Raw genomic sequence first — 26,117 nt, 5'->3', positions numbered from 1 at the left:
ATACGCCGTGTCTCACGTACCCTCACGTCATGGCCCTCGAACATGCGCTGCTGGTATCGCTGACCGAACGCGCCAGCTCGGGCTACGACCTGGCCCGCCGGTTCGACAAATCCATCGGCTTCTTCTGGAACGCCACCCACCAGCAGATCTATCGCGTGCTCAAGCGCATGGACGAGCAGGGCTGGGTGATCGCCGAGGCCATCGCCCAGGAGGGCCGCCCGGACAAGAAGGTCTACACCGTCTCCGACGCCGGCCGTGACGAACTCGTCCGCTGGATCGCCGAACCCGCCGATATCGAACCCATGCGCAATGAACTCGGCGTCAAACTGCGCGCCGCCTCGCTGGGCGATATGGCCGCCATGGAAGCCGAAGTGCGCCGTCACCGCGACGAGCACGCCGTGCGCCTGGACCTCTACCGCGCCTTCGAGAAGAAGGACTACCCCGCGCCGGATCAGCTCACCGGCAAGAAGCTGCACCAGTACCTCGTGCTGCGCGGAGGCATCCGCGTACAGGAGGGTGTCGTGGACTGGTGTGAGGAAGTACTCGACGCCCTGGCACGCGACTCAGCCCGGTCGCAGGCGTCCGACCCGAAAGGCACTCAGCGATGAGCGCGTACCCGCATCTGTTCGAACCCCTGGATCTGGGATTCACCACCCTGCGCAATCGCGTGGTCATGGGTTCCATGCACACCGGCCTGGAAGACCGCGCCTGGCACATCAACCGGCTGGCCGCCTATTTCGCCGAGCGCGCCAAAGGCGGTGTGGGCCTGATCATCACCGGTGGTTACGCCCCCAACCGCACCGGCTGGCTGCTGCCGTTCGGCGCCAAGCTGACCAACAAGACCGAGGCGTACCGGCATCGCGCCATCACCAAGGCGGTGCACGCCGAGGGCGGCAAGATCGCGCTGCAGATTCTGCACGCGGGCCGTTATTCCTATATGCCGACCAGTGTTTCGGCCTCGGCCATCAAGGCGCCGATCAACCCGTTCAAGCCGCGCGCACTGTCCGGCAAGGGCGTCGAGGCGACCATCGACGATTACGCGCGCTGCGCCTACCTGGCCAAGTTCGCCGGGTACGACGGCGTCGAGATCATGGGTGGTGAAGGCTATTTCATCAACCAGTTCCTCGCGCCGCGCACCAACAAGCGCAAGGACAAGTGGGGCGGCTCGGCCGAGAACCGCCGCCGCATCGCCGGGGAGATCGTGCGCCGGGTGCGTAAGGCGGTCGGCCCGGACTTCATCATCGTATTCCGTTTGTCCATGGCCGATTTCGTGGAGAACGGCCAGACCTGGGACGAGATCGAAGCCGTCGCCAAGGATGTGGAGGCCGCCGGGGCCACCATCATCAATACCGATATCGGCTGGCACGAGGCGCGCGTCCCGACCATCGTGACCTCGGTGCCGCGCGCGGCGTTCGTGGAATGGACCGCGAAGGTCAAGGACGTGGTGAGCATTCCGGTGTGCGCCTCCAACCGCATCAATATGCCGGAGACCGCCGAGGAGATCCTCACCCGCGGCGACGCCGAACTGATCTCCCTGGCCCGCCCGCTGCTGGCCGATCCGGAATGGGCGCGCAAGGCCCAGGAGGCGCGCAATGACGAGATCAATACCTGCATCGCCTGCAACCAGGCCTGCCTCGATCACGCCTTCCAGGCCAAAACCGTTTCCTGCCTGCTGAATCCGCGCGCGGGGCACGAGACCGAGCTCAAGCTGCTGCCGACCCGCCGCACCCGCAAGTTCGCGGTGGTCGGCGCGGGCCCGGCCGGACTGTCGGCGGCGGTGTCGCTGGCCGAGCGCGGGCATTCGGTGGACCTGTTCGAAGCCGACGACAAGATCGGCGGGCAGTTCGACATCGCCCGCCGCATCCCCGGCAAGGAAGAGTTCAGCGAGACCGTCCGCTACTTCACCCGCAAGCTCGAGATCACCGGTGTACGAGTGCATCTCAATACCCGGGCGACGGCCGAGCAGCTCATCGCGGGCGGCTACGACGAGGTCATCCTGGCCACCGGCGTGAAGCCGCGCATCCCGAACATCCCCGGCGTCGATCACCCGAAGGTGCTCACCTACGCCGAACTGGTGCGCGACGGCAAGCCGGTCGGCAAGAAGGTCGCGGTCATCGGCGCGGGCGGCATCGGCTTCGACGTCAGCGAATTCCTCACCGTCGAAGGGCATCCCAGCCTCAAGCTCGACGAGTGGAAGGAAGAGTGGGGCGTGTCCGACGATCCGAACGCGCGCGGCTTCCTGACCAAGCCCAAGCCCTCCCCCGCCGCCCGCGAAGTCGTACTGCTGCAGCGCAAGTCGTCCTCGTTCGGCAAGGACCTGGGCAAGACCTCCGGGTGGGTGCACCGGGCCGCGGTCAAGGCCAAGGGCGTCGAGCAGATCGGCGGCGTCAACTACGAGCGCATCGACGATCGCGGCCTGCACATCAGCTTCGGCGAGCAACGCCAGCGGCCCACCGTCATCGAATGCGACAATGTGATCCTGTGCGCCGGACAGGAATCCGTGCGCGATCTGGAAGCGCCGCTGACCGCGGCGGGCGTCAAGTTCCATCTGATCGGCGGCGCGGACCTGGCCGCCGAACTGGACGCCAAGCGCGCCATCGACCAGGGCACCCGGCTGGCGGCGGGCCTGTAATGCCGAACCTCACCCGCCTGGGCCTGCCCGGAGACGAGCAGGCCTGGGCGGCATTGGGTTTCACCGTCACCGGCGGTCGCGTGCGGATCGGGCAGGTGGACTGCACGGTGGGCGCGGCCGGCTGGGGCTTCGACGAAACCCATGCCGCCACCGGGGAACTCGGCGTGCCGTATCTCGACGACGGCGATACCGGTTCGCCGGCAGCGCATCCCAATGGCGTCACCATTGTCGATCACGTCGTCTACTGGGTACCGGAATTGGATTCCGCGGTCGCCGAACTGAACGCCGTGCTCGGAATTCCGCCGCGCCGCCGTTTCTTCCCGCGCGGGCCCGAAGGCCCGGAAATGGCTTTCTACCGCGTCGGCGAACCATTCATCGAAGTGGTGAGTTCCGGCCGTTCGGCGGCACTCGTGGGCGCGGCATTCCGCACCCCGGATCTGGACGCGACAGTGGCCGCCGTGCGTGCGGCGGGCGGACCCATCGGGGATCCGAAACCGGCGGTGCAGGGCGGTCGTATCGCCAGTGTCTGGCGGGGCCACGTGAATTGGGGGATTGCATTCATGGAGCCGAAGCCCCACTAGGGGAAATCCGCCGGATCTTGTGAAGATTTTGTGCGCGAATCTCGTTCGGCGGCTCTCGGTTTGCTTATTTGTCGGACCTCCCTGTAAAGATCTTGAAGTCTTTACTTCTTCATCTTCCTCGGGGGAGGACCCCTCTTGAATCTGTCACTCAATCGGTCACGCGCACTGGGCGTCATCGCCGCCACCGCCACCGCACTCGTACTCGGCGCCACCGGCACCTCGCAGGCCGCCGACGCCGACGGCAACGAATGGGGCTCGCTGGCCTACGAATACGTCGGCAACCAGCTGCACACCATCGTCGCGGTCAACTACGACTCCCAGGAATCGGCCGAGGCCGCCGCGTTGAGCGGCTGCGAAACCGGCGACTGCATCGTCCACACCAGCTGGGCGAACGGCTGCGTGGCCGTGGCGTCGCGCACCACCGGCGGCCGCAACGCGGGCTTCTGGGCGCAATCCGGCCCCACCCGCGCCGAAGCCTCCCGCAAGACCCTCGCCGCCACCGGCACCGACCCGAACCCGCTGATGGTCAGCCTCGGCAGCTCGCAGGCCAGCTCGGCTCGCGTCGTCAGCTCCGAGTGCACCCGCAACGCGGGCTGACGCCGGTCATGTCCCGGCGCGGGAAAACCGTGCTCGGCGTGCTGGCGGCGGCCGGCACGCTCACGCTCCCGGCCACGGCGCACGCCGACGGCGACGTCTACGGTGCCATGGCGGTGTCCTTCCACCGGGGTGACCCGGTGATCGGAATCGTCACGGACGCAAGCGATCAGGCGAGCGCGGACCAGGCCGCGATCCAGCGGTGCGGGCACTTCAGCTGCCTGATCAAGGTGCAGTTCGTGAACGGCTGCGCCGCCATCGCCAGTCGCGGCAGCAGCTATGCCTCGGCCGTGGGCCCCACCCGCGCCGAAGCCGAACGCAAGGCCCTGGCGGCCACCGGACCGGACCCCAACCCGGTGCTGGGCACCCTCGGTGTCGGGCCCAGGAGCGAGACCGCCGTCGTCGCCTCCGAGTGCACCGTCAACGCGGGCTGACGCACGTCGCGCCGGAACTCTCCGGGGGAAACCCGGCGGGTTCCGGCGATTCGATTAGGCTCGGCACTCGTGAGCTTGCCTGCACCTACCGCCGACAACCGTGCCGTCGTCACCGGATCCTCCTCCGGGATCGGCACCGCCCTCGCCGAAGAACTCGCCTCGCGCGGCTATTCGCTGATTCTGGTGGCTCGCCGCGAGGATCTTTTGAATCAGCTCGCCGAGAAGCTGAGCACCAAGTACGGCATCACCGCCGAGGTCCGCGCGGTCGATCTGTCGAATCGGGAACAGCGCGCGCCGCTGGCCAAGGAACTGGCCGACCGTGATATCGCGATCCTGTGCAATAACGCCGGGGTCGCCACTTTCGGCCCGCTCGCCAAACTGGACCTGGATTACGAGCGCGACATCATGGAACTCAATGCCGTCGCCGTGCACGATCTCACCCTGGCCGTGCTGCCGGGCATGCTGCGGCGGCGCGCGGGCGGCATTCTCATCACCGGTTCGGCGGCGGGCAATATGCCGATTCCGAACAATGCCACCTACGCGGCCTCCAAGGCGTTCACCAATTCCTTCTCCGAATCGCTGCGCGGCGAGGTCAAGAACAGCGGCATCAATGTGACGCTGCTGGCGCCCGGACCGGTGCGCACCGACAATCCGGATCAGGAGGAAGTCGGCAACAAGATCCCGGAATTCATCTGGGTCACCGCCGCGCACACCGCCAAGATCACCATCGATGCACTGGCCCGCAACAAGATGCGCGTGGTGCCGGGCCTGATCTCCAAGGGCATGAGCCTGGTCGGGCAGTTCGGGCCGCGCTCGCTCACCTCGCCGGTGGCCGGGGCCATGTACAAGAAGCTCGGCGAGAACTAGGTCAAGAAGCCGTCAAGATCGCCCCGCCGCGCGTCAAGGGCGTGTAGCGGGGCGACCGGCGGTACGGAAATCGGCGTAGTCCTGAAGGCGGCCCCGCATACGGAATAGCGGGGACGCCAACAGGAGACATAGTGACGCTGCTCGACATTTTCCCGTCGTTGCGGTCGGGGGGCATGGTTCCCCGTCTCGATCCGGCCGTGTGGCCGCGCGAAACCCATTACGACGGCGACGGGCGGATAACCGTCGGCGGGGTGGCGCTGGCCGATATCGCCGATCAGTACGGCACGCCCACCTATGTGCTCGACGAGGACGAGGTGCGGTCGCGGTGCCGGGCCTACCGCAAGCGGTTCCCGGAAGCCGAGATCATCTACGCGGGCAAGGCGCTGCTCACCCGCGCGGTCGCGGAATGGGTCACCGAGGAAGGGCTCTCGCTCGACGTCTGCTCGGCGGGGGAACTGGCCGTGGCGCTGTCGGCGTGGACCGATCCGAAGCGAATTGTCCTGCACGGCAACGGGAAACCGTTCGCGGAACTGGAGACGGCCATCGACTGCGGGGTGGGGCGGATCGTGGTCGATTCGCTGACCGAGATCACCCTGCTGTCGGCGCTGGCCACCAAACCGCAGCAGGTGCTGCTGCGCATGACGCCCGATATCGACGTGCACGGGCATCCGGCGGTGCGGACCGGGGTGGCGGATCAGAAGTTCGGCTTCCCGCTCGAGAGCAGCGCTGCCGACGAAGCCGTCGAACGTATTGCGCGGCAATCGAATCTGGAGTTCACCGGGCTGCACTGCCATATCGGCTCACAGATCTACGACACCTTCCCCTACGGTGAGGCGGTCCGGCGCATGATCGGCGAAATGGCCCGCATCCGTGACGAATTCGGCATCACCCTCACCCACCTGGACCTGGGCGGCGGGCACGCGGTCGCCTACCGTCCCGGCGACGCCGAAATGAACCTGTACGAACTGGCCGACATCATCGAGGACGCCCTCGACGCCGCCTGCGCCCGCTTCCGCTTCCCCCGGCCCGCCCTCTCCCTGGAACCCGGCCGCGCCGTCGTGGCCCGCGCCGGCATCACCCTCTACCGCGTCCTGTCGGTCAAACACGTCCCCGACGGCCACACCTACGTCACCGTGGACGGCGGCATGAGCGACAACCCCCGCGTCGCCCTCTACGGCGCCCGCTACGACGCCGTCGTCGCCAACCGCCACCCCGAAGGCCCGCACATGACCGCCACCATCGCCGGAAGACACTGCGAGGCAGGCGATATCCTCGCCACCGACGTCCGCCTCCCGGTGGACCTCCGCCCCGGCGAAGTCCTCGCCGTCCCCTGCACCGGCGCCTACCACCACAGCCTCGCCTCCACCTACAACGGCATCGGCCGCCCACCCATCGTCGCGGTCCGCAGCGGCCACACCCGAGAACTGGTCCGCCGCGAAACCATCGACGACCTCCTGCGCCGCGATATCGGCCGCTGAGCTGCTTACCGTTTCCGGGTGCCGAAGATGCTGCGGCCGATTTCGCGGCCGGCGACGGTGGCGGCCGAGCGGAGGAAATTCTTGAAGGCGGCGTTGTTGACGACCTTTTCGGCGAGGGACTCCTCGACCGGCGGTTGCTTGGCGCGGCCGGAGCGGGTGGGTGCGGGCGCGTCCTCGGCTTCCTGTGCCGCTTTCTCGATCTTCTCGGCCATGATCTCGTAGGCGGAATCGCGGTCGATGGTTTGGCCGTACTTGGAGTAGAGCGTGGATTGCTGTGCTCGCGAACGGATTCCGTCGTCGCCGATGGTGTCCATGAGGGAGCGCGGGGGTTGCATGCGGGCCCAGGCGACGGGGGTGGGGGCGCCCTTTTCCGAGAGGACCGTCACGATGGCTTCGCCGATACCCAGAGAGGTCAGGGCCTTTTCGAGGTCGTAGGTGGCGGTCTTGGGGTAGGTGCGGACCGTCTTGGACAGGGCCGCTTGGTCTTCGGGGGTGAAGGCGCGGAGGGCGTGCTGGACTCGTGCGCCCAGCTGGGAGAGCACCGCGTTCGGGATGTCGGTGGGGAGCTGGGTGCAGAAGAAGACGCCGACGCCCTTGGAGCGGATGAGTTTGACGGTTTGCTCGACCTGTTGCAGGAAGGCCTTCGACGCGCCGGTGAAGAGGAGGTGGGCTTCGTCGAAGATGAAGACCAGCTTCGGTTTCTCCATATCGCCGATTTCGGGGAGGGTCTGGAACAGGTCCGCGAGCACCCACATCAGGAAGGTGGAGAACATCTGGGGCCGGGACGCCTGGGCGCCGAGTTCGAACAGGGTGATGACGCCCTGGCCGCCCAGGGTGCGCATCAGGTCGGCGGGGTCGAGTTCCGGTTCGCCGAAGAAGGTGTCGCCGCCGTCGGCTTCCAGATTGACCAGGGCGCGCAGGATGACGCCGGCGGTCTGCGCGGAGACACCGCCGATGCCCTTCAGATCCTCCTTGCCCTCGGGGCTGGTGAGGAATTGGATGACCGCGCGCAGGTCCTTGAGGTCGAGCAGCGGGAAGCCGTTCTGATCCGACCAGTGGAAGATCAGGCCGAGGGTGGATTCCTGGGTTTCGTTGAGGCCCAGCACCTTCGACAGCAGGATCGGGCCGAACGAGGTGATGGTGGCGCGGATCGGCACCCCGATGCCCTCGGTGCCGAGGGAGACGAACTCGCACGGATAGCCCTGCGGTTTCCAGTCGGCGTCGCCGGTTTCCTGTGCGCGGGTGAGGATCTTGTCATTGGACTGGCCGGGTTGCGACAGGCCGGAAAGATCGCCCTTGATATCGGCCACCACCACCGGCACCCCCGCCGCCGACAGCTGTTCGCAGATGCCCTGCACGGTCTTGGTCTTACCGGTGCCGGTGGCGCCCGCGACCAGACCGTGCCGGTTCATGGTCTTCATCGGAATCCGCACGCGCGCATCGGAATACACCTGACCGTCGACGATCACGGTGCCGAGCTCGAGAGCCAGGCCCTCCATGGCGTAGCCGGCGGCGATCTCCTGCGCGGCGGCCGCGCCCTTGTCCCCACTCGCCTTGCCACCGCCCGAATCCGTCTTCTTGCCGCCGCCCCCGGCCGCGTCGGAAGTCGAGGCCGCGTCGGCCTTCGCCTTGTCCGCCGCCTCCTGCTCGGCCGCTTCCTTCTCCGCCGCTTCGGCAGCCGCGGCCGCTTCCGCCGCGATCCGGGCCGCGTCCTCGGCCGCCTTACGGGCCGCCGCTGCCTTCTCCTGCGGGCTGGTCATCGCACTTCCTCCGTCTGCTGTGCCAACTGCGACTGCTGAACCAACTGCTTCGGAACCTGCGAGGGGAACGATACTGCCCGGTCGGCATGCAAACCGGCCTCGACGCGGCCGGGCACCGAGGTCACCCGGCGCCGAAGGACTAACCTTGCCTCGGTGAGCGACAAATACGTGGTGTGGATGGACTGCGAGATGACCGGCCTACGGCTGGACAGCGACAAGCTGATCGAGGTGGCCGCGCTGGTCACCGACAGCGACCTCAATATCCTCGGCGAGGGCGTGGACATCGTCATTCACGCCGACGACGCCGCCCTGGCCTCGATGCCGCCGGTGGTCACCGAAATGCACGCCCGCTCCGGGCTCACCGAAGAGGTGCGCCGCTCCACCGTCACCATGGCCGAGGCCGAGCAGCAGATCCTGGACTACATCAAGCAGTACGTGCCCACCCCGCGCACCGTACCGCTGGCCGGCAATTCCATTGCCACCGATCGCGGTTTCATCGCCCGCGACATGCCCGCCCTCGATGCCCACCTGCACTACCGCATGATCGACGTCAGCTCCATCAAGGAACTGGCCCGCCGCTGGTACCCGCGCATCTACTTCGGCCAGCCCGAGAAGGGCCTCGCCCACCGCGCCCTGGCCGACATCCAGGAGTCGATCCGCGAACTCCAGTACTACCGCCGCACGGCCTTCGTCGCACCCCCCGGCCCCTCCACCGCCGAGATCGCCGCCGTCGCCGCGGACCTGTCCAGCACCCGCCCCGCACCCACCGAATAGATCTCCGAAACCCCATCTGAACAGCCGATTAGGAACTGACGGCGGGTACACGATAAGCTTCTCCGCGCCGGAAGTTACCGGCAATGGTGGCTGTAGTTCAGCTGGTAGAGCACCAGGTTGTGATCCTGGGTGTCGCGGGTTCGAGTCCCGTCAGCCACCCTTGAAGGCCCAGGCCGGAGAGTTTTCTCCCGCCTGGGCCTTTCGCTTGTCCGGCCTGTGCGGGCGTCACGCTGAGCGGGGCGTGGTGAACAGGTGGGACGGCCGCACGCCTGTACGATGTTCGTTCTGCGGAACAGCACTGGTCAGCGCCACATTCTGAGATCGTTACGACCCCATTCGGAGGTTTCATGATCTGCAACGCATGCGGTGCGACCCGTTGACCGGGAGGCTTTCCCGCCGCACCCTACTGGCCGGACTGGTCGTCGCACCCCTCGTCGCCTCGGTCGCATGCGCTGACAACTCGACCGGTCCAGCCGAAACCATGGACGGGTTGCGGCCGCTGCCCATACCGCCCCTCGCTCCCTCGACGGTCGAGGGCGGGGTGCGCCGGTTCGGTCTCGACATTCGCGCCGGGACCACCGAAATCCGCGCGGGACAACCGATCCCTACGCGGGGATACTCGGGCTCGATACTCGGACCCACACTGCGGGCACGGCGGGGCGAGCAGGTCGCCGTCGATGTGCGCAACAACCTGTCCGAGGCCACCACGGTGCACTGGCACGGCATGCATCTACCCGCGGTGTACGACGGCGGCCCGCATCAGACCATCCCGCCGGGCGGCGTCTGGAGCCCGTCCTGGACCGTTCGGCAGCAGGCGGCGACGCTCTGGTACCACCCCCATCCGCACGGGCACACCCAGCATCAGGCCTACCGTGGGCTGGCGGGACTGTTCCTGCTCGATGACGACGAATCCGACCGGCTCGGACTGCCGAAAGACTATGGGGTGGACGATATTCCCCTGGTCGTGCAGGACAAGAAGTTCACTCCGGACGGACTGCTCGATGAGACCGACGACGAAAAGATGGGCCTGCTAGGCACCGTCGTCACCACCAACGGCATCGCCGGCACCTACCTGACGGTCACCGCCGGGCGAGTGCGCCTGCGAATCCTCAACGGCTCCACCATGCGCCTGTACAACTTCGGCTTCGAGGACGGTTCCGGGTTCCATATCATCGCAGGCGACGGTGGGCTGCTCGCGGAGCCCGTTCCCGCCCGACGGCTCGTCCTCAGCCCCGGCGAGCGCGCGGAGATCATCGTCGAGAATTCGCCCGGAGCCCGAAAAATGCTGCGCGCGTTCCCCTTTCCGGATAATGCCGGGATAGTGCCGGCACCGGGAATCCCGGGTTTCGGACTCGGCGACGCCTTCGATGTCCTGCAACTCCGTGCGGCCGATGCCCTGGACAGCTCCCCCGCCCTGCCCGCCTCCCTCGCCGCCCTCGCACCGATGGACCTCACCGGCGCATCCACGCGCACCATGACCCTGCAGCCGACAAAGATCAACGACGTGGTCATGGACATGGAGCGCATCGACTTCCAGGTCCCGCTGGGCACCACCGAGATCTGGGAGCTGACCAACGATCGGGATTGGCTGCACAACTTCCACATTCACGATTCGATGTTCCGCATTCTCGACATCGGCGGCCACCCGCCGCCCCCTGAACTCGCGGGATGGAAGGACACGGTCAACGTCCCGCCCCGGGGCAGTGTCCGGCTGGCCATCCGTTTCACCGACTACGCCGATCCGCGATGGCCGTATATGTACCACTGCCACATGATGTTCCATGAGGACCTGGGCATGATGGGCCAGTTCCTGGTGCTCGCGCCCGACCAGCAACCCGCCGACGTCATCGGTTCGGGGCACGGCACGCACTGAATCGACCGCCTGCGCACGTCTCGATTCGAACTCGACGTATACGGCATCCGGCTGTCCCTTGAACGAGAACTCAGGCCCTTCATACCCGCTGGACAATACAGTTGTATTGATTATTTGCATGTACGAATCTATATTTGGTCGTACACACAGTCCAATGGTGGAAGGTCGTCGATGTCTGGGTTGTTTCCGCAGTACCGCGCACGGTGGGAGACAGAGGAGCATTCCGCGCTGCGGGCGCACGCCGCGGAGTTCTTCGCCAAGGAGGTGACCCCGCACCAGGAGCGCTGGGCCGAACAGCACCAGGTCGATCGCGAGTTCTGGAACAAGATGGGTGATGCGGGGCTGCTGTGCCTCGATGTCGCGGAGGAATTCGGCGGCGGCGGAGGCAATTTCGGCCACGAGGCCGTGATCGCCGAGGAGCTGGCCTTCGCGCGCGACACCGCGCTCGGCGGGTGGGCGGTGCATTCCACCATTGCCGCGCACTACATCCAGGCGTACGGCACCGACGAGCAGAAGCGGCGCTGGTTGCCGGGGGCCGCCAGTGGCGACCTGGTGCTTGCCATCGCCATGACCGAGCCGGGGACCGGGTCGGATCTGCAGGCGGTGAAGACCACCGCCGTGCGCGAGGGCGACGAATACGTCATCAACGGGTCGAAGACCTTCATCTCCAATGGCACCCACTGCGACGCGGTGATCATCGTCGCCAAAACCGACCCCGCCCGGGGCGCGCAGGGGGTGTCTCTGATCGTGGCGGAAACCGCCGGCCTGCAGGGGTTTTCGCGCGGACGCGTGCTGAAGAAGATCGGGCAGCATGGGCAGGACACTCGCGAGCTGTTCTTCGACAACATGCGAGTGCCCGCGGCGAACGTCCTCGGCGGGGCGGAGGGCCAGGGCTTCTATCAGCTGATGAACCAGCTCACCCGCGAGCGGCTCATCCTGTCGGTCTACGCGGTCGCCGGCGCCGAGACCGCCGTCCTGGAAGCTGTCGCGTACACCAAGCAGCGCGAGGCGTTCGGCCGCCCCATCATCGGCTTTCAGAACACCAAATTCGTGCTGGCCGACTGCAAGGCCGATGTACTGGCCGGTAAGACCCTGGTCGACTACTGCGTCGAAGAGGCCATCGCGGGCACGCTCGACCTGCCGAGTCTGGCCATCGCCAAGCTGTGGACCTCGGAGAAGCAGTTCGAGATCACCTCGAAGTGCCTGCAGCTCTTCGGCGGTTACGGCTACATGATGGAGTACCCCATCGCCCAGGCCTTCGTGGCCGCACGTGCCCAGACCATCTACGCGGGCACCAGCGAAATCATGCGCGAGCTCATCGGGCGCTCTCTCTGAGGAATGAAATGACGGGCTGATCGGCGAATTGCGTTCGCGCGTAACGGGTCTGGACGAGGACCGCATCAGCGAAGCGCTCCGGGTAGCCGTTCCGGAGCGCTTCGCTGTGTCGGACCATGGCACTCAGCCGGCCGCGCGATCCTTCGCCCTGGCCGTGTGCACGGTGCGTTCGATCTCCGCCGTAACGGCCTGCGGATCCTGCAGATTCACGCAGTGGCCGAGCATCGGGTACTGCACGTACCGGGGTGGATTACCCGCCCTGGTGAGAATGTCGGTAATGGCGCGTGACGCACTCGGCGGCGTCAGAGCGTCGCGATCGCCCACCATGACGGTGACCGGAACGGTGAGGTTGGGCAGGCCGGCGGTGACGTCCAGGCCGGGCAGTACCTTCAGTGCCCGGGTCCGGAAGGGGTTGGGGCAGCTACCGATGATCGCGGCGACGAAGCGGGTCTGGTCCACGGTTGCCGTGTTCGACAGGGCGCGGCTGCGCAGCAGCGGACCCATCAGCCGCGGATCGAGGATCGGGAGTTGCCCGACGTATCGGCGTTGCAATCGCGTGCGCAGCCCGCCGAATGCCTCGGGGAGCGGGACCGCCCGGGAATGCACCGGGAAGTTCTCGGCGACGGTGTCCATGAGCAGGACCGAACGTGCGTAGCGCCGGACTGCCCCGGGGTGCCGGGCGGCCCAGCTCATGAGAGTGACGCCCCCGAGGCTGTGTCCGACGATGGCGGCCTGCTGACCGGCCGCGATGGTGGCGGCGAGCACGTCCGACAGATCGTCCCCGAGGGCGTCGACACCGAACGGGCGTTCGCCCTGCGTGCTGCGGCCGAAGCCGCGCAGGTCCAGCGCGATGACGCGGTAGCGGTCGGCGAGCAAGTTGATCTGGGGATTCCAGTATTCGATCCGGCAGCCCCAGCCATGCAGCAGCACGATCGGCTGCGCATCGCGCGGGCCGAATTCGCGGACGTGCAGGCGGGCGCCGTCGGCGGTCTCGACGGTCGCGGCATTGAACGGGATTCGCGGATTGCGGAACAGTTCGGTCGCGGTGTCGCCGTACCCGAACTCCGTGGCGACGGCCGGCGGCCAGGTGGTGCGGAGCAGTTCGGCAAGGCGGCCGTCCACGCCGAATTGAGCCCCGAGGGCGGTCCAGTTCACGTGGATACGCTCCTTTGCGTATTGGTCCGGACTTGCCGCGACCGACGTTCACAGTATTTACATTTGATCAGATCTTGGTACAGATGTACAGCCAGCCTATGTGGGTGACCAGTACTGTTGTGAGCCCAGTCCTATACACTTGTATTGACCACATGTCAGTCACTCTATACATTTGGTCGACGCACAAGTCGCTGAACTGGGTCGACCTTGTGCACCGGATGAGCTGAAAGGTGTTGCCGCCATGTCCGATCCGTCCCCGCGCACCCTGTGTGAGGCATTCCAGAGCACACTGCGCGCTGCCTGGCCCGAGCACACGGCCTTGCGCACGCTCGGCGATGCGGTCACCGTGACCTGGCGGGAGTACGGCGACCGGGTGCGCTCGATTGCGGCCGGACTGGCCGGGCTGGGCATCGGCCGTGGCGACACGGTCGCGTTCATGATGACCAACCGGCCCGAATTCCATCTGTGCGATACCGCGGTCCTGCACACCGGAGCCACGCCGTTCTCCATCTACAACACCAACCCGCCGGAGGTCATCGGCTTCCAGCTGGACAACTCCGACGCCAAAGCGGTGATCTGCGAACGGCAGTTCCTCCCGGCGATCAGGGCCGGTATGGCGCAGGGCGGCAAGGTCGAACACCTCATCGTGCTCGACGGCGCGGAGTCCGGGGTGCTCACCTTGCAGCAGGTGGAGGCGGCGCCCGCCGCCGACTTCGACTTCGAATCCGCCTGGCGCGCAGTCGGTCCGGAGGATGTCGTGACCCTGGTTTACACCTCCGGTACCACCGGCATGCCGAAGGCGGTGGAGATCACGCACACCAATCTGCTCGCCAGCATGCGGCTCTACGACGAGATGAAGGGGCTCACCCTCGGAGCCTCCGACCGACTGATCTCCTACCTGCCCGACGCGCATATGGCCAACCGCTGGCTGACGCACTATCCGCAGATGAAGTACGGCGCGACCATCACCACCAGCGCCGATTTCAAGCAGGTCGGCGCCGCCCTGGTGGAGGTCCGGCCGACGCTGTTCCTGGGCGTGCCACGGGTATGGATCAAAGCGAAAGCCGGGATCGAAGCCGCTGTCGCGGCGAAGTCGCCGGTCGAACGGGCGTTGCTGGGCTGGGCGCTCGCTACGGGCCTGCGCGTGGGCCGCGCGAAATCGCACGGCCGGGAAGCGAGTCTCGCCGATCGTGTGCAGTACGCAGTTGCCGACAGGCTGCTGGGCAAGATCCGCGCCCAGCTCGGATTGGATCAGTTCCGGCTCGCGGTGTCCTCGACGGCGCCCATTCCGCCCGAGGTGCTCGAGTTCACCCTCGGTCTCGGCGTGACGGTGTGCGAGGCGTGGGGCCTGACCGAGGCGACCTGCCCGCTGACGATCAACCAGCCCGATCACATCCGGGTGGGAACCGTGGGCACACCCGTTCCGGGGGCGGAAATCAAGCTCGCCGGCGACGGAGAAATCCTCGCCCGCGGCCCCATGATCATGCGCGGCTACCGCAAAGACCCCGAGAAAACCGCCGAGGCCATCGATTCGGACGGCTGGCTGCACAGCGGTGATGTCGGCGCGTTCGATGCCGAGGGCAATCTGAAGATCGTCGACCGCAAGAAGGAACTGATCATCAACGCGGCCGGCAAGAACATGTCACCGGCCAATATCGAGAATGCCATCACCGCCCACACCGCACTGGCCGGACCGGTGGTGGCCATCGGCGACGGGCGGCAGTACAACACGGCACTGATCACCCTGGACCCCGACGCCGTCACGGCTTTCGCTGCGCGCGAGGGCATTTCGGGCACCATCGCGGAACTGGCGCACCATCCGAAGGTGCACGAGCGCATTCAGGCCGGTGTCGACGCCGCCAATGCGACGCTCTCGCGGGTGGAGCAGGTCAAGAAGTTCAGCGTGGTGCCCGAGGTGTGGGAGCCGGGCAGCGACTACCTGACCGCGACGAACAAGCTGCGCCGCAAGCCGATCGCCACGGCCTACGCCGACCGGATCGACGACATGTACAGCTGAGTTCCCGGAAACCGGGAGCACGTCGCCACGCTCCCGGTCGAAAGGCCCTGTCAGTCCTCGAGTTTGATCGCCAGGCGGGGCTTCGTATTGCCCGGTTCGGCGACGCGCTCCCACACCGCGTCCACCAGCGGTGCGAGCAGCAGTTCCCCGAGCTGGCGGACCAGCACGGACACGATCTGGTCGGATTCACGGCGGCGCGTGGAGGCGATCCCGGCCTCGCGCAGGCCGGAGACCTCGCGGCGGGTCAGGTCGATCAGCGTGTCCAGCAGCCGGATTCGGGTTTCGGACGGTTCCAGCACGGCCCGGCGCACATAGTTCACCACGGCCGGATTGTTGTGCAGCATGGTGCGCACGGCCTCGTCCCGGGCGGCGGCCACCTCGGCGGCGGTGCCGGTAGGCGGCACCGAACCGACGGCGGCCGCGAAGTAGTCGACCACGAGCTGATCGACGGCGTCGATCAGCCCGGCCTTGGTCTTGAAGTGATGCTGCACCAGGCCCAGGGTGACCCCGGCCTCGCCGGCGACCGCACGCAGGGAGACCCGTTCCGCGCCGTACTGCGCGTAGAGGTCCATGGCGGCGTTGCGAATACGCGCCTTGGCGGTCAGGTCGTCATTGGTCGCCCGTGGGTTCAGCATCAGTCCTCGCTCGTCGAATACGCGGTCGATCCTACGGAGTGTAAGGCCAGCGCATGCACCGCATCGTAATCGATACATCTGTATTCCTCATGGTCCGACGCTCGAGAGTTCGGCTTCGGTGTTGTGCGCACTGACAGTTGTCTTAACGAAAGACCCATGTACGATACAAGCGTATCGTTCGTGAGTATGGAGGCAGAATGACGCAACCCCTCGATGGCGTGGGGGTGGTCTCGCTGGCGGTGAACCTGCCCGGACCACTGGCCGCAGCGCGGTTGGCGGAGCTCGGGGCACGGGTCGTCAAGGTCGAGCCGCCCAGCGGTGATCCGCTCGCCGCCGCCGCGCCCGACTGGTATCGCATGCTGATCGAGCGGCAGGAGGTCGTCTCCCTCGATGTGAAACAGGACGCTGACCGCGCCAAGCTCGACGAATTGCTGGCCGACGCGGACCTGCTGATCACCTCGATGCGTCCCTCGGCGCTGGCCCGGCTGGGTCTGGCACAGCCGCAGGAGCGGTTCCCGAAGCTGTCGCTCATCGAGATCGTGGGCCACGCCGGCGAGCCCGAGGTCCCCGGCCACGATCTGAACTATCAGGCCGTGCACGCCACGCTCACGCCGCCGCACATGCCGACCGTGCCGATCGCCGACATGCTCGGTGCGGAGCGGGCGGTGTCCACCGCATTGGCCGCGCTGGTGCGACGCGCGGCGACTGGTGCGGGACAGCCGTATCGGGTCGCGCTGGAAGACGCGGCCGCCCGTGCGGGCGACGCCGTGCGCTACCGGCTCATGGGTCCGGGCGCGGTGCTCGGCGGCGCGTTCCCCGGCTACGGGATCTACGAGTGCGCGGACGGCCACGTCGCCCTCGGCGCTGTCGAACCGCACTTCTTCATGCGCACCATCGAAACCTTCGACGCCAGCGGCGATCACGAGAGCCTGCGGGCCGCCTTCGCCGACAAGACCATTGCCGAGCTCGAGGCCATCGCGGCCCGGGTCGACATTCCCCTCAACGGGATTCGCGTCCCATCCACCTCCGGAGAGTAGAACAACGATGTCCGAACTGTTCCCCGATTACCAGGCGTCCTGGGAGACCGAGCAGCACCGCGAACTGCGCAAGCACGCTGCGGAGTTCCTGCGTAAAGAGGCGACGCCGAACCAGGAACGCTGGGCCAAGGAACACCAGGTGGACCGGGAGTTCTGGAACAAAATGGGGTCCGCGGGCCTGCTGGGTGTGGACCTGCCGGAGGAATACGGCGGTCTCGCGGGCGATTTCGGCCTGTCCGCGGTGATCGCCGAGGAGCTGGCGCTGGCTCACGACTCCGCGTCCGGCTGGATCGTGCACTCGCCGATCGTGGCGCACTATGTGAACACCTACTCCAATGACGAGCAGCGAGCGCGCTGGATGCCGGGCATCATCTCCGGTGAGCTGGTTCTGGCCATCGCCATGACCGAGCCCGGCACCGGCTCGGACCTGCAGGCGGTCAAGACCACCGCCATTCGCGACGGCGACCACTACGTCATCAACGGCTCGAAGACGTTCATCTCCAATGGAACCCACTGCGATCTGCTGGTGATCGTCGCCAAGACCGATCCCGCACAGGGCGCGGCGGGCGTGTCGCTGATCGTCGCCGAGACCAGGGATCTGCCGGGCTTCGAGCGCGGCCGGGTGCTGGAGAAGGTCGGCCAGCACGGGCAGGACACTCGTGAGCTGTTCTTCTCCGATATGCGGGTGCCGGTCACCAATCTCCTCGGCGCACAAGAAGGTCTGGGCTTCTACCAGCTGATGGAGCAGTTGGCGCGCGAGCGGCTGATCATCGCCGCCCTCTGCGCGGGCATGGCCGAGGCCGCCGTGCTGGAGGCGCTGAAGTACACCAAGGATCGCGAGGCCTTCGGCCGGCCGCTGATCAAATTCCAGCACAACAAGTTCGAGCTCGCCGAGCTCAAGGCCGAGGTGTTGTCCATCAAGACCACCGTCGACTACTGCATCCAGCAGTACATCAACGGAAAGAACGATCCGGCGACCGCGTCCATGGCCAAGCTGGTGGCCGCCGACAAGGCAGTCGCCGTGGTGGACCGCTGCGTGCAGTTCTTCGGCGGCTACGGCTACATGATCGAGTACCCGATCGCCCGCATGTACGCGGCCGCCCGCGTCAACAAGATCTACGGCGGCACCAGCGAAATCATGAAGGAAATCATCTCGCGCTCGCTGTGAGCCGTTCCTACCCCTCGGGGGGCTCTCGGGTGAGGATCCCCCGAACCCCCTCTACCGACGGAAGGTCGGAATGACAACTGAGGCATACATTTTCGAGGCCATCCGCACTCCGCGCGGGAAGGGCAAGAGCTCAGGATCTTTGCACGAGGTCAAGCCGATCTCGCTGGTCGTCGGGCTGATCGAGGAACTGCGGGTGCGGTTCCCGGATCTGGACGAGGACCGCATCGCCGATGTGGTGCTCGGCTGCGTGACGCCGGTCGGCGATCAGGGCATGGATATCGCCCGGACGGCCGTGAACTTGGCGGGTCTGCCCGACACCGTCGGCGGCGTGCAGATCAACCGATTCTGCGGCTCCGGTCTGTCCGCGGTCGGCATGGCCGCGTCCAGCGTGCGCGGCGGGTTCGAGGAACTCGTCATCGCCGGTGGCGTGGAATCCATGTCGCGGGTCCAGATGGGCAGTGACGGTGGCGCGATGGCGTACGACGCCGCCACCGCGTACGACAACTACTTCATCCCCCAGGGTGTCGCGTGCGACCTGCTCGCCACGATCGAGGGGTACACCCGGGAGGATGTGGACGCCTACGCGGTGCGCTCGCAGCAGCGTGCGGCCAAGGCGTGGGACGGTGGATACTTCGCCAAATCGGTTGTGCCGGTGAAGGATATCAACGGCATCACCATCCTCGAACACGATGAGCACATCCGCCGCGACAGCAGCGTCGCCGATCTGGGCAAGCTGGCTCCGGCGTTCGCGGGCATCGGTGAGTTCGGCGGCTTCGATGCCGTTGCGATGCAGAAGTATCCGTTCGTGGAGAAGGTCAGCCACGTGCACACCGGCGGCAACAGCTCCGGCATCGTGGATGGTGCGGCGCTGGTGCTCATCGGCAGCAAGGGGGCCGGGGAGGCTTCCGGGCTGGTGCCGCGCGCCCGCATCGCCTCCTACGCCACCAGCGGGTCCGATCCGGTGCTCATGTTCGAGGGTCCGATTCCGGCTGTGGACAAGGCACTGGCCCTGGCGGGCTTGACGGTCGATCAGATCGACGTGTTCGAGATGAACGAGGCGTTCGCTGCCGTGGCGTTGAAGGTGCAGGCGCACTTCGGGATTCCGGACGAGAAGTACAACGTCAACGGCGGCGCGATCGCCATGGGGCATCCGCTGGGCGCGACCGGGTCCATTCTGGTCGGCACCGTGCTCGACGAGCTCGAGCGCACCGGCGGCCGCTACGGCCTGATCACGCTCTGCGTCGCGGGCGGCATGGGCGTCGCCGCCATCATCGAGAGGGTCTGAACGTTATGACCGACAACATCATTCGCTGGGAACAGGATGCGGACGGGATCGTCGTCCTCACCATCGACGACCCGTCCGCCGGGGCCAACACGCTCACCGATGCCTATGTCGCGGAGATGGGTGCGACCGTCGACCGCCTGGAAGCCGAGATCGACGGAATTACCGGCGTCGTGATCACCTCCGGCAAGAACACCTTCTTCGCCGGAGCGGACCTGACGCAGATCATTCAGGCCGGACCGGAGAACGCGCAGGAGCTGTTCGACGGCTCCATGCGCATCAAGGGTGACCTGCGCCGGCTGGAGAAGATCGGCAAGCCGGTCGTCGCCGCTATCAATGGCGCGGCCCTCGGCGGCGGTCTGGAACTGGCGCTGGCCACCCATCACCGCATCGCCGCCGATGTGCGCGGCAGTGTGATCGGCCTGCCCGAGGTCATGCTCGGCGTGCTGCCCGGTGCGGGCGGCGTGGTGCGGACCGTGCGGCTGCTCGGCATCCAGAGCGCGCTCATGCAGGTGCTGCTCACCGGCGACCGGATGACCCCGGCCAAGGCGCTGAAGGTCGGCGTCGTCGACGAATTGGTCAGCAGCACAGAGGAATTGGTGCCCGCCGCCAAGGCGTGGATCAAGACCAACCCGGACAAGAACGTGCAGCCCTGGGATGTGAAGGGCTACAAGATCCCCGGCGGCACCCCGTCCACCCCGGCATTCGCGGCGAACCTGCCCGCCTTCCCGGCCAACCTGCACAAGCAGCTCAAGGGCCAGCACGATATGCCCGCACCGCGCGCCATCCTGGCCGCCGCGATCGAGGGCGCACAGGTCGATTTCGACACCGCGCAGAAGATCGAGGCCCGCTACTTCACCAGCCTGGTCACCGGCCCGGTGGCCAAGAACATGATCCAGGCGTTCTTCTTCGACCTGCAGAAGGTGCAGGGCGGCGGCTCGCGTCCCGAGGGTTACCCGGTGCGCAAGCCCAAGAAGGTCGGCATCCTGGGCGCGGGGATGATGGGCGCGGGCATCGCCTACGTCACCGCCAAGGCGGGCATCGAGGTGGTGCTGAAGGACATTTCGCTGGAAGCCGCCCAGAAGGGTAAAGCCTACTCGGAGAACCTCGAGGCCAAGGCTCTCGCGAAGGGTCGCACGACCGAGGAGAAGTCCAAGGCGCTCCTGGACCGCATCCAGCCCAGTGCGGACGCGAAAGATCTTGCGGGCGTGGACTTCGTCGTCGAGGCAGTGTTCGAGAACCCTGAGCTCAAGAACAAGGTGTTCGCCGAGATCGAAGACGTGGTGGACGCGGACGCGGTACTGGGTTCGAACACCTCCTCGCTGCCCATCACCGGTCTGGCGACCGGTGTGAAGCGCCCCGAGGACTTCATCGGCATCCACTTCTTCTCCCCGGTCGAAGCCATGCAGCCGATCGAGATCATCAAGGGTGAGCGGACTTCCGACGAAACCCTCGCGCGCGTCATCGATTACACCCTCGCCATCAAGAAATACCCGATCGTCGTCAATGACGGCCGCGGCTTCTTCACCACCCGCGTGTTCAGCACGTACCTGCTCGAGGCCATGACCATGCTCACCGAGGGCATCGACCCGGCCACCATCGAGCAGGCGGGCTTCCAGGCCGGCTACCCGGCCGCGCCCCTCCAGGTCGCCGACGAACTTTCCTTCGGCACCATCCGCAAGATCATGAACGAGAACATCGCCGCGGCCCGGGCGGAGGGCACGGAGCTGACCGAATCCGTCACGGCCGCAAGCGGTGTCATCGACGCCCTGATCGACAAGTTCGATCGCAACGGCAAGATCGGCGGCGCGGGTTTCTACGAGTACGCCGACGGCAAGCGCGCCGGCCTGTGGCAGGGCCTGCGCGAGGAGTACTCCACCACCACGAAACTCGCTGTCCCCTTCGAAGACCTGCGTGATCGCTACATGTTCATCCAGGCCATCGAAACCCAGAAGTGCTACGACGAAGGCGTCATCGCCTCCGACCCGGACGCCAATATCGGCTCCATCTTCGGCATCGGCTTTCCCGCCTGGTCCGGCGGCGTCCGCCAGTTCATCACCGGATACCCCGGCGGCCGTGCGGCTTTCATCGCCCGCGCCGAAGAACTCACCGCCCGCTACGGCAACCGCTTCCGCCTCCCGGACAGCCTGAAGGCCGAGTAGCCCGCAAGGTATTCCATAGGTCGTGCCCACGAGACATCCTCGTGGGCACGACCTTTTCCGCCGATCTTCGGTGCGTACTTCAGCACCTTCGCGATGTAGAGCGCCAGGGTGCCGCCCTGTGAATGCCCGACGAGGTCGACCTTGACCTTCCCGCCGTAGCCGGCGATGACCGAGTCGATCTGGGCGGCAACCTGATTCGCCGAATCCACGAACGGTCCGACACTCTGCAGGAAATTGCCCGCGGGAGCGCCGTGCGCCATCGAGAACACGCAGTAGCCGTTGTCGGCCAGGACGGGACCCATCGCGCTCCAGTTGTCGACCATGTTCTCGAACGTCCCGGTAATGAGGATGACCGGACGCGGATGTGCGGCACTGAGCTTGCAGGCCGGATTGTTGACTCCCGGCGGCGCGGCGGCCGGGTCGAGGGTGGAGGCGGCCACTGCGCCGAAGAAGTCCGGCATCACGGCATAGCTGCCGGCCGCCGCCGTGCCCGGATTCCAGATCCGAACGGCATGCGTGCGAGTTTGCGAAAAAGGGTCTGTTCAGAAGATGTGCTGCGGCACGCATTTTCCTACAAGTCGCTGACCGCCCCGGCCGATCCGGCGAACCAGAATGGCGGGTATGTGGATGACTCGAAGTATCGCGACCTCGGTTCTGCTCGCCGCTGCCGCGACGGCGGTCACGGTCGGGAGCGGTTCGGCGGCGGCTCAGGCACGAGACTGCGTCATAGATCGCTGGCTGACCGGGGCGAGCGCGCATTGCGCCGGTGAGGGCACCTTCTATCTGGAAGTCACCTGCGTCGGTGTGTCGTTCCAGGGCTTCCAGTACCTCAAATCCAAGATGGGCCGTGTCGACGACCCCTACCCGCCGACCGCCAATCCCCGGCTCGAATGCCTCATTCCCCTGACACAAGGGCAGATCGGGATCGCCACTGACGTTCGCATCACCGACACCCCGACCCCGGGAGCCATCCCGTTGGGTGCGTGGGATTGACGGTGCGGTGCTAGTCGCTGTGCGGCCAGGTCCAGGCGGTGCGCAGGATGAGGGCGAGCAGGGTCAATTCCAGAACGATGCCGAGACCGTAGAAGTACAGCCAGGACGCACCCGCGATATTGAATACCGTGACCGGGATGTAGAGCGAAGCCACGATGAGGTTCGCCATGCGGTTCGCTCTGGCCGGCAACGTCATCGACAGTGTGATCATGAATATCGGGATGGCCATGAGGGTCAGTGCTGTGGTCGAAAAGGTCTGGGAGAGAGCGAATTCGAAGACCTTGCCGGCGAGGATGTCCTGGACGACGCCGGGGGTGAAGAAGTTGAGAATGTCCACGTAGGCGTAGAGGAACATGAAGCTCGTCCAGGCTGCGGCGAGCTTGGCGCGCACCGGGATCGGCTGGTCTTGCAAAGTGCTGGGTCGAGGCGTGCTCATCATGGGCTCCGGTCTGGTGTGGATGGATGGGTCCACGATCGCCGAGCAAGGCGGCGGGCACACCGGCCCGGAGGCCGGGTTCGCCCGGCCGATGGCACGATCCCGCTCTAGTACTTTCGGCGGGTACGCCGCGGCCCGCCGATCCCTAGGCTGGAGCCGTGATCACCGTCGGGCGCTCCCTCTGGCATGAGCCACGGCCCGTCGACGCCCCACCCATCGGGCGTCTCGACTGGCTGCTGGTGGGCGTGTTCGCGACCGCGGCCCTGGTCGAGAGCATCGCCAGGCCGGGTTTGACCTGGCGGCCCGCGGTGGCGGTGCTCGCCCTGGCGCTGATTCCCGCCCTGCTCTGGCGGCGGCGGCGGCCCCTGCCGGCCGTTCTGGCCGGGTGGGGCGTCGCCGGGCTGCTCTCGATCCTCCAGTTGGCCACGCACACCGGGGATCTCGGCCTCTACGCCATGATGGCCGTCCTGGTCCTGCTCTACTCGCTGGTGCGGTGGGGTTCGGGACGGGAGATCGTCACGGGCGCAACGTTCGTGGCGATCGTCGGCGCGCTGGGAATGTACGCCTCCGCCGCGGGCCGGGCCGACGTGTTCGGCGGCACCGTCCTGTTGCTGTTGATCGTCGCCCTCGCGGCGGTGTTCCGCTATCGCGCGGACCTGTGGCAGCGCCAGCGGCGCGAGATCCGCAATCAGGAGCGGGTGGCGCTGGCGCGCGAACTGCACGACACCGTGGCCCACCACGTCTCGGCCATTGCGGTGCAGGCGCAGGCCGGTCGCGTGGTCGCCGGCAGTCGGCCGGAGCAAGCCGCCGAGGTCCTCGCCGCGATAGAGGCCGAAGCATCGCGAACGCTGGCCGAGATGCGATCCATGGTGCGGGTGCTGCGGTCGGACGAAGCCGTCGCCTACGCACCGGAGCCGGGCGTCGCGGACCTGCCCGGGCTGGCGCGCGCCGACGCGAAGCTCATTGTCGAAGTCTCACTGGACAATTCGCTGACGCGGCTGACGCCATCGGTCGACGCCGCGCTCTACCGGCTCGCGCAGGAGTCGCTGACCAACGCCGTACGGCACGCCCGGCACGCGACCCGGGTCGGGATCGACGTGCACCGCGAGGGTGACGCCGTGCGGCTGCGCGTCAGCGACGACGGCCGGACCGAGCCGGGACCGGCCCCCGCGCCCGGGTTCGGTCTGCTGGGCATGGCCGAACGCGCCCAGCTCCTCGGCGGATCGCTCTGTGCGGGACCGGGACCGGAGGGCGGCTGGGTGGTCGAGGCGGTCCTGCCGGCGGCGGTGCCGGCATGAGCATCCGTGTCGTCGTGGCCGATGATCAGGACCTGGTCCGGACCGGACTGGTGATGATCCTCGGCGCGCAACCCGGCCTCGAGGTCGTGGGCGAGGCCGCGGACGGACTCGCCGCACTCGACCTGGCGACCCGGCTGCGTCCCGATGTCCTGCTCGCCGACATCCGGATGCCCGGCCTCGACGGCATCGAGGTGACGCGCCGCCTGGCCGGGCCGGATGTGCCGAACCCGATCGCGGTCGTCGTGATCACCACCTTCGACCTCGACGAATACGTCCTCGGCGCGCTCCGCGCCGGCGCCCGCGGCTTCCTGCTCAAGGACGCCGGCCCGGAACTCCTCGTACAGGCCATTCACGCGGCGGCCGGCGGTGACGCGCTGATCGCCCCCAACGTCACCCGCCGCCTGCTGGCCACCTTCGCCGGTCAGAAGCCGGTGGTACCGATCCAGCCCATCGACCCGCTCACCGAACGCGAGGAGCAGGTGCTCGCACTGGTGGCCCGCGGCCGGACCAACGCCGAGATCGCCGCCGAACTCTTCGTCGGCCTGAGCACGGTCAAATCCCACGTCGCCGCGTTGATGACCAAGCTCGGCGCCCGCAATCGCGTCGAGATCGCCATGTGGGCGTACGACACCCGGCGCGTGCGAGCCGACTGAACCGTCCCCGGCGAACGGAACTCAGCGGTAGGAACCGCTGGTCAGATCCGACACCACGTCGAGCCCCTTGGGTTCCCAGTCCAGCTGTTCGATCCCGGCACGGCCGGTCACGGTCTGACTGAGCGCCAGCGCATCGGCGAACAGCGCACCCAGTTCGGCACGGGCCTCATCCAGCGGCCAGACCTTCGTCTCACCCGAGACGCCGGCCGCCGCGCCCGCCGCCACGGCCAGATCGGTGACCGGCACCGCAGGCTGGCTGATGGCATGCCAGACCGAACCGGCCGCACCCGCGTCGATGACCTTCGCGTACAGGTCCGCGAGATCGTCGATGTGCACCATCGGCCACACCACCGACGGATCGGCGACGACCACCGGCGCCTCGTGCTTGCGCGCCAGATCGACCAGCAGCGCCGGAATTCCGCCGCCGCGGCCGTGCACGATGCCCGGCCGGACGACCGCCGCGCGCACCTCGCTCTCGGCGAGCGCGAGCACCTGACGTTCGATGTCGGGGCGGTAGCCCACGATGGGAATCGGGTTGGCGGGCGAGGATTCGTCGGCCCCGTCGGTCGCGCCGAGCACCCAGACGCCGCTGGTGTAGACGAACGGCTTGCCGGTGCCGCGCAGCGGATCGGTGAGCGCCACCACCGCGGCCGCGTCGACCGCCGGATCACCGCTGGGCGTAGCCAGATTGACGACCGCGTCGATATCGGCGGTGACCGCGGCCGTCAGCGAGGCCGGATCGGTCAGGTCACCGGTGCGAGTCTCGTACGCACTCACCCCGGCGCCGGGACGCTCGAGCGCCACGATCTCGTGCCCGAGGGCCGAGAGGTGCTGGGCGACAGCGGAACCCACATATCCGCCCGCACCGATGAGTAGCACACGCATTACTATCCTCCTGATCGCAACAGCCGCTCAGGCACCCAATCCTCGCCCGAACAATACCCCCGTACGGT

General features: G+C 67.0%; 24 protein-coding genes and 1 tRNA gene. 19 read left to right on the top strand and 6 right to left on the bottom strand.

The features are described from left to right. Positions 1 to 29: 29 nt before the first annotated feature. From LTV02_RS37635 to lysA, 7 genes are all read left to right on the top strand, one after another. Positions 30 to 608, top strand: a complete 579-nt coding sequence (locus tag LTV02_RS37635) for a PadR family transcriptional regulator (RefSeq protein ID WP_067714787.1) — start codon at positions 30 to 32, stop codon at positions 606 to 608. After that, the gene (locus tag LTV02_RS37630) at positions 605 to 2,632 is read left to right on the top strand and encodes an NADPH-dependent 2,4-dienoyl-CoA reductase (RefSeq protein ID WP_233036261.1); all 2,028 of its coding nucleotides are present in this window, start codon (positions 605 to 607) and stop codon (positions 2,630 to 2,632) included. The genes LTV02_RS37635 and LTV02_RS37630 overlap by 4 nt, the downstream gene beginning before the upstream one ends. Continuing rightward, on the top strand, positions 2,632 to 3,213 hold the full coding sequence (locus tag LTV02_RS37625; protein WP_233036260.1) for a VOC family protein: 582 nt from the start codon (positions 2,632 to 2,634) through the stop codon (positions 3,211 to 3,213). The genes LTV02_RS37630 and LTV02_RS37625 overlap by 1 nt, the downstream gene beginning before the upstream one ends. 135 nt (positions 3,214 to 3,348) lie before the next feature. Continuing rightward, positions 3,349 to 3,810 (top strand): DUF4189 domain-containing protein, encoded by a 462-nt coding sequence (locus tag LTV02_RS37620; protein WP_233036259.1) that lies wholly within the window; start codon positions 3,349 to 3,351, stop codon positions 3,808 to 3,810. Continuing rightward, on the top strand, positions 3,789 to 4,241 hold the full coding sequence (locus LTV02_RS39420; RefSeq protein WP_269821590.1) for a DUF4189 domain-containing protein: 453 nt from the start codon (positions 3,789 to 3,791) through the stop codon (positions 4,239 to 4,241). Before LTV02_RS37620 ends, LTV02_RS39420 begins: the two co-directional genes overlap by 22 nt. 69 nt (positions 4,242 to 4,310) lie before the next feature. Further along, complete coding sequence (gene cmrA, locus LTV02_RS37610; RefSeq protein WP_233036258.1) at positions 4,311 to 5,108, top strand: mycolate reductase; 798 nt, start codon at positions 4,311 to 4,313, stop codon at positions 5,106 to 5,108. A gap of 131 nt (positions 5,109 to 5,239) precedes the next feature. Then, positions 5,240 to 6,586: a diaminopimelate decarboxylase gene (lysA, locus tag LTV02_RS37605; RefSeq protein WP_233036257.1), complete on the top strand. Its 1,347-nt coding sequence runs from the start codon at positions 5,240 to 5,242 to the stop codon at positions 6,584 to 6,586. A 5-nt stretch (positions 6,587 to 6,591) separates the two neighbouring features. Here lysA and LTV02_RS37600 read toward each other — a convergent pair whose 3' ends face one another. Then, complete coding sequence (locus LTV02_RS37600) at positions 6,592 to 8,346, bottom strand: helicase HerA-like domain-containing protein (protein ID WP_233036256.1); 1,755 nt, start codon at positions 8,344 to 8,346, stop codon at positions 6,592 to 6,594. Positions 8,347 to 8,523: 177 nt separating this feature from the next. Between LTV02_RS37600 and orn the strand changes: the two genes are divergently transcribed. From orn to LTV02_RS37580, 4 genes are all read left to right on the top strand, one after another. After that, a complete protein-coding gene (gene orn, locus LTV02_RS37595; RefSeq protein ID WP_408639449.1) occupies positions 8,524 to 9,120 on the top strand; it encodes an oligoribonuclease in 597 nt (198 codons plus the stop codon). Between the two features lie 86 nt (positions 9,121 to 9,206). Then, positions 9,207 to 9,279: transfer RNA gene (locus LTV02_RS37590), tRNA-His, on the top strand. Positions 9,280 to 9,496: 217 nt separating this feature from the next. Continuing rightward, positions 9,497 to 10,993 carry a multicopper oxidase family protein gene (locus LTV02_RS37585; RefSeq protein ID WP_233036254.1) on the top strand — a complete coding sequence of 499 codons (1,497 nt, stop codon included), beginning with the start codon at positions 9,497 to 9,499 and terminating at the stop codon, positions 10,991 to 10,993. Positions 10,994 to 11,164: 171 nt separating this feature from the next. Then, positions 11,165 to 12,328: an acyl-CoA dehydrogenase family protein gene (locus LTV02_RS37580; RefSeq protein ID WP_233036253.1), complete on the top strand. Its 1,164-nt coding sequence runs from the start codon at positions 11,165 to 11,167 to the stop codon at positions 12,326 to 12,328. A 123-nt stretch (positions 12,329 to 12,451) separates the two neighbouring features. On the opposite strand, the gene LTV02_RS37575 is transcribed toward LTV02_RS37580, so the two are convergent. Then, a complete protein-coding gene (locus tag LTV02_RS37575) occupies positions 12,452 to 13,483 on the bottom strand; it encodes an alpha/beta fold hydrolase (RefSeq protein ID WP_233036252.1) in 1,032 nt (343 codons plus the stop codon). Positions 13,484 to 13,724: 241 nt separating this feature from the next. Here LTV02_RS37575 and LTV02_RS37570 point away from each other — a divergent pair, with 241 nt between their 5' ends. Next, complete coding sequence (locus LTV02_RS37570) at positions 13,725 to 15,500, top strand: AMP-dependent synthetase/ligase (RefSeq protein WP_233036251.1); 1,776 nt, start codon at positions 13,725 to 13,727, stop codon at positions 15,498 to 15,500. Positions 15,501 to 15,550: 50 nt separating this feature from the next. Here LTV02_RS37570 and LTV02_RS37565 read toward each other — a convergent pair whose 3' ends face one another. Continuing rightward, the gene (locus LTV02_RS37565; protein ID WP_233036250.1) at positions 15,551 to 16,135 is read right to left on the bottom strand and encodes a TetR/AcrR family transcriptional regulator; all 585 of its coding nucleotides are present in this window, start codon (positions 16,133 to 16,135) and stop codon (positions 15,551 to 15,553) included. A gap of 197 nt (positions 16,136 to 16,332) precedes the next feature. On the opposite strand from LTV02_RS37565, the gene LTV02_RS37560 reads away from it, so the two are divergent. From LTV02_RS37560 to LTV02_RS37545, 4 genes are all read left to right on the top strand, one after another. Next, positions 16,333 to 17,172, top strand: coding sequence for a CoA transferase (locus LTV02_RS37560; RefSeq protein WP_233036249.1), 840 nt, complete (start codon positions 16,333 to 16,335; stop codon positions 17,170 to 17,172). Positions 17,173 to 17,179: 7 nt separating this feature from the next. Then, positions 17,180 to 18,340, top strand: coding sequence for an acyl-CoA dehydrogenase family protein (locus tag LTV02_RS37555; protein ID WP_233036248.1), 1,161 nt, complete (start codon positions 17,180 to 17,182; stop codon positions 18,338 to 18,340). A gap of 70 nt (positions 18,341 to 18,410) precedes the next feature. Next, complete coding sequence (locus tag LTV02_RS37550; RefSeq protein WP_233036247.1) at positions 18,411 to 19,625, top strand: acetyl-CoA C-acetyltransferase; 1,215 nt, start codon at positions 18,411 to 18,413, stop codon at positions 19,623 to 19,625. 5 nt (positions 19,626 to 19,630) lie between these two features. After that, complete coding sequence (locus LTV02_RS37545) at positions 19,631 to 21,784, top strand: 3-hydroxyacyl-CoA dehydrogenase NAD-binding domain-containing protein (RefSeq protein ID WP_233036246.1); 2,154 nt, start codon at positions 19,631 to 19,633, stop codon at positions 21,782 to 21,784. On the opposite strand, the gene LTV02_RS37540 is transcribed toward LTV02_RS37545, so the two are convergent. After that, positions 21,739 to 22,245, bottom strand: a complete 507-nt coding sequence (locus LTV02_RS37540; protein ID WP_233036245.1) for an esterase/lipase family protein — start codon at positions 22,243 to 22,245, stop codon at positions 21,739 to 21,741. The two genes, LTV02_RS37545 and LTV02_RS37540, sit on opposite strands and share 46 nt — an antisense overlap. 166 nt (positions 22,246 to 22,411) lie before the next feature. Here LTV02_RS37540 and LTV02_RS37535 point away from each other — a divergent pair, with 166 nt between their 5' ends. Beyond that, a complete protein-coding gene (locus LTV02_RS37535; protein WP_233036244.1) occupies positions 22,412 to 22,777 on the top strand; it encodes a hypothetical protein in 366 nt (121 codons plus the stop codon). A 10-nt stretch (positions 22,778 to 22,787) separates the two neighbouring features. On the opposite strand, the gene LTV02_RS37530 is transcribed toward LTV02_RS37535, so the two are convergent. Beyond that, positions 22,788 to 23,213, bottom strand: a complete 426-nt coding sequence (locus LTV02_RS37530) for a DUF6326 family protein (RefSeq protein WP_233036243.1) — start codon at positions 23,211 to 23,213, stop codon at positions 22,788 to 22,790. Between the two features lie 158 nt (positions 23,214 to 23,371). Between LTV02_RS37530 and LTV02_RS37525 the strand changes: the two genes are divergently transcribed. After that, positions 23,372 to 24,511, top strand: a complete 1,140-nt coding sequence (locus tag LTV02_RS37525; protein ID WP_233036242.1) for a sensor histidine kinase — start codon at positions 23,372 to 23,374, stop codon at positions 24,509 to 24,511. Next, a complete protein-coding gene (locus LTV02_RS37520; RefSeq protein WP_233036241.1) occupies positions 24,508 to 25,164 on the top strand; it encodes a response regulator in 657 nt (218 codons plus the stop codon). The genes LTV02_RS37525 and LTV02_RS37520 overlap by 4 nt, the downstream gene beginning before the upstream one ends. A 21-nt stretch (positions 25,165 to 25,185) precedes the next feature. On the opposite strand, the gene LTV02_RS37515 is transcribed toward LTV02_RS37520, so the two are convergent. Then, complete coding sequence (locus LTV02_RS37515; RefSeq protein ID WP_233036240.1) at positions 25,186 to 26,049, bottom strand: NAD-dependent epimerase/dehydratase family protein; 864 nt, start codon at positions 26,047 to 26,049, stop codon at positions 25,186 to 25,188. Positions 26,050 to 26,117: the final 68 nt, after the last annotated feature.

Source organism: Nocardia yamanashiensis, assembly GCF_021183565.1.
Classification (GTDB): Bacteria; Actinomycetota; Actinomycetes; order Mycobacteriales; family Mycobacteriaceae; genus Nocardia; species Nocardia yamanashiensis.
Note: the sequence above shows the minus strand (reverse complement) of the source record. Positions and strands in the feature narration are given on the sequence as shown.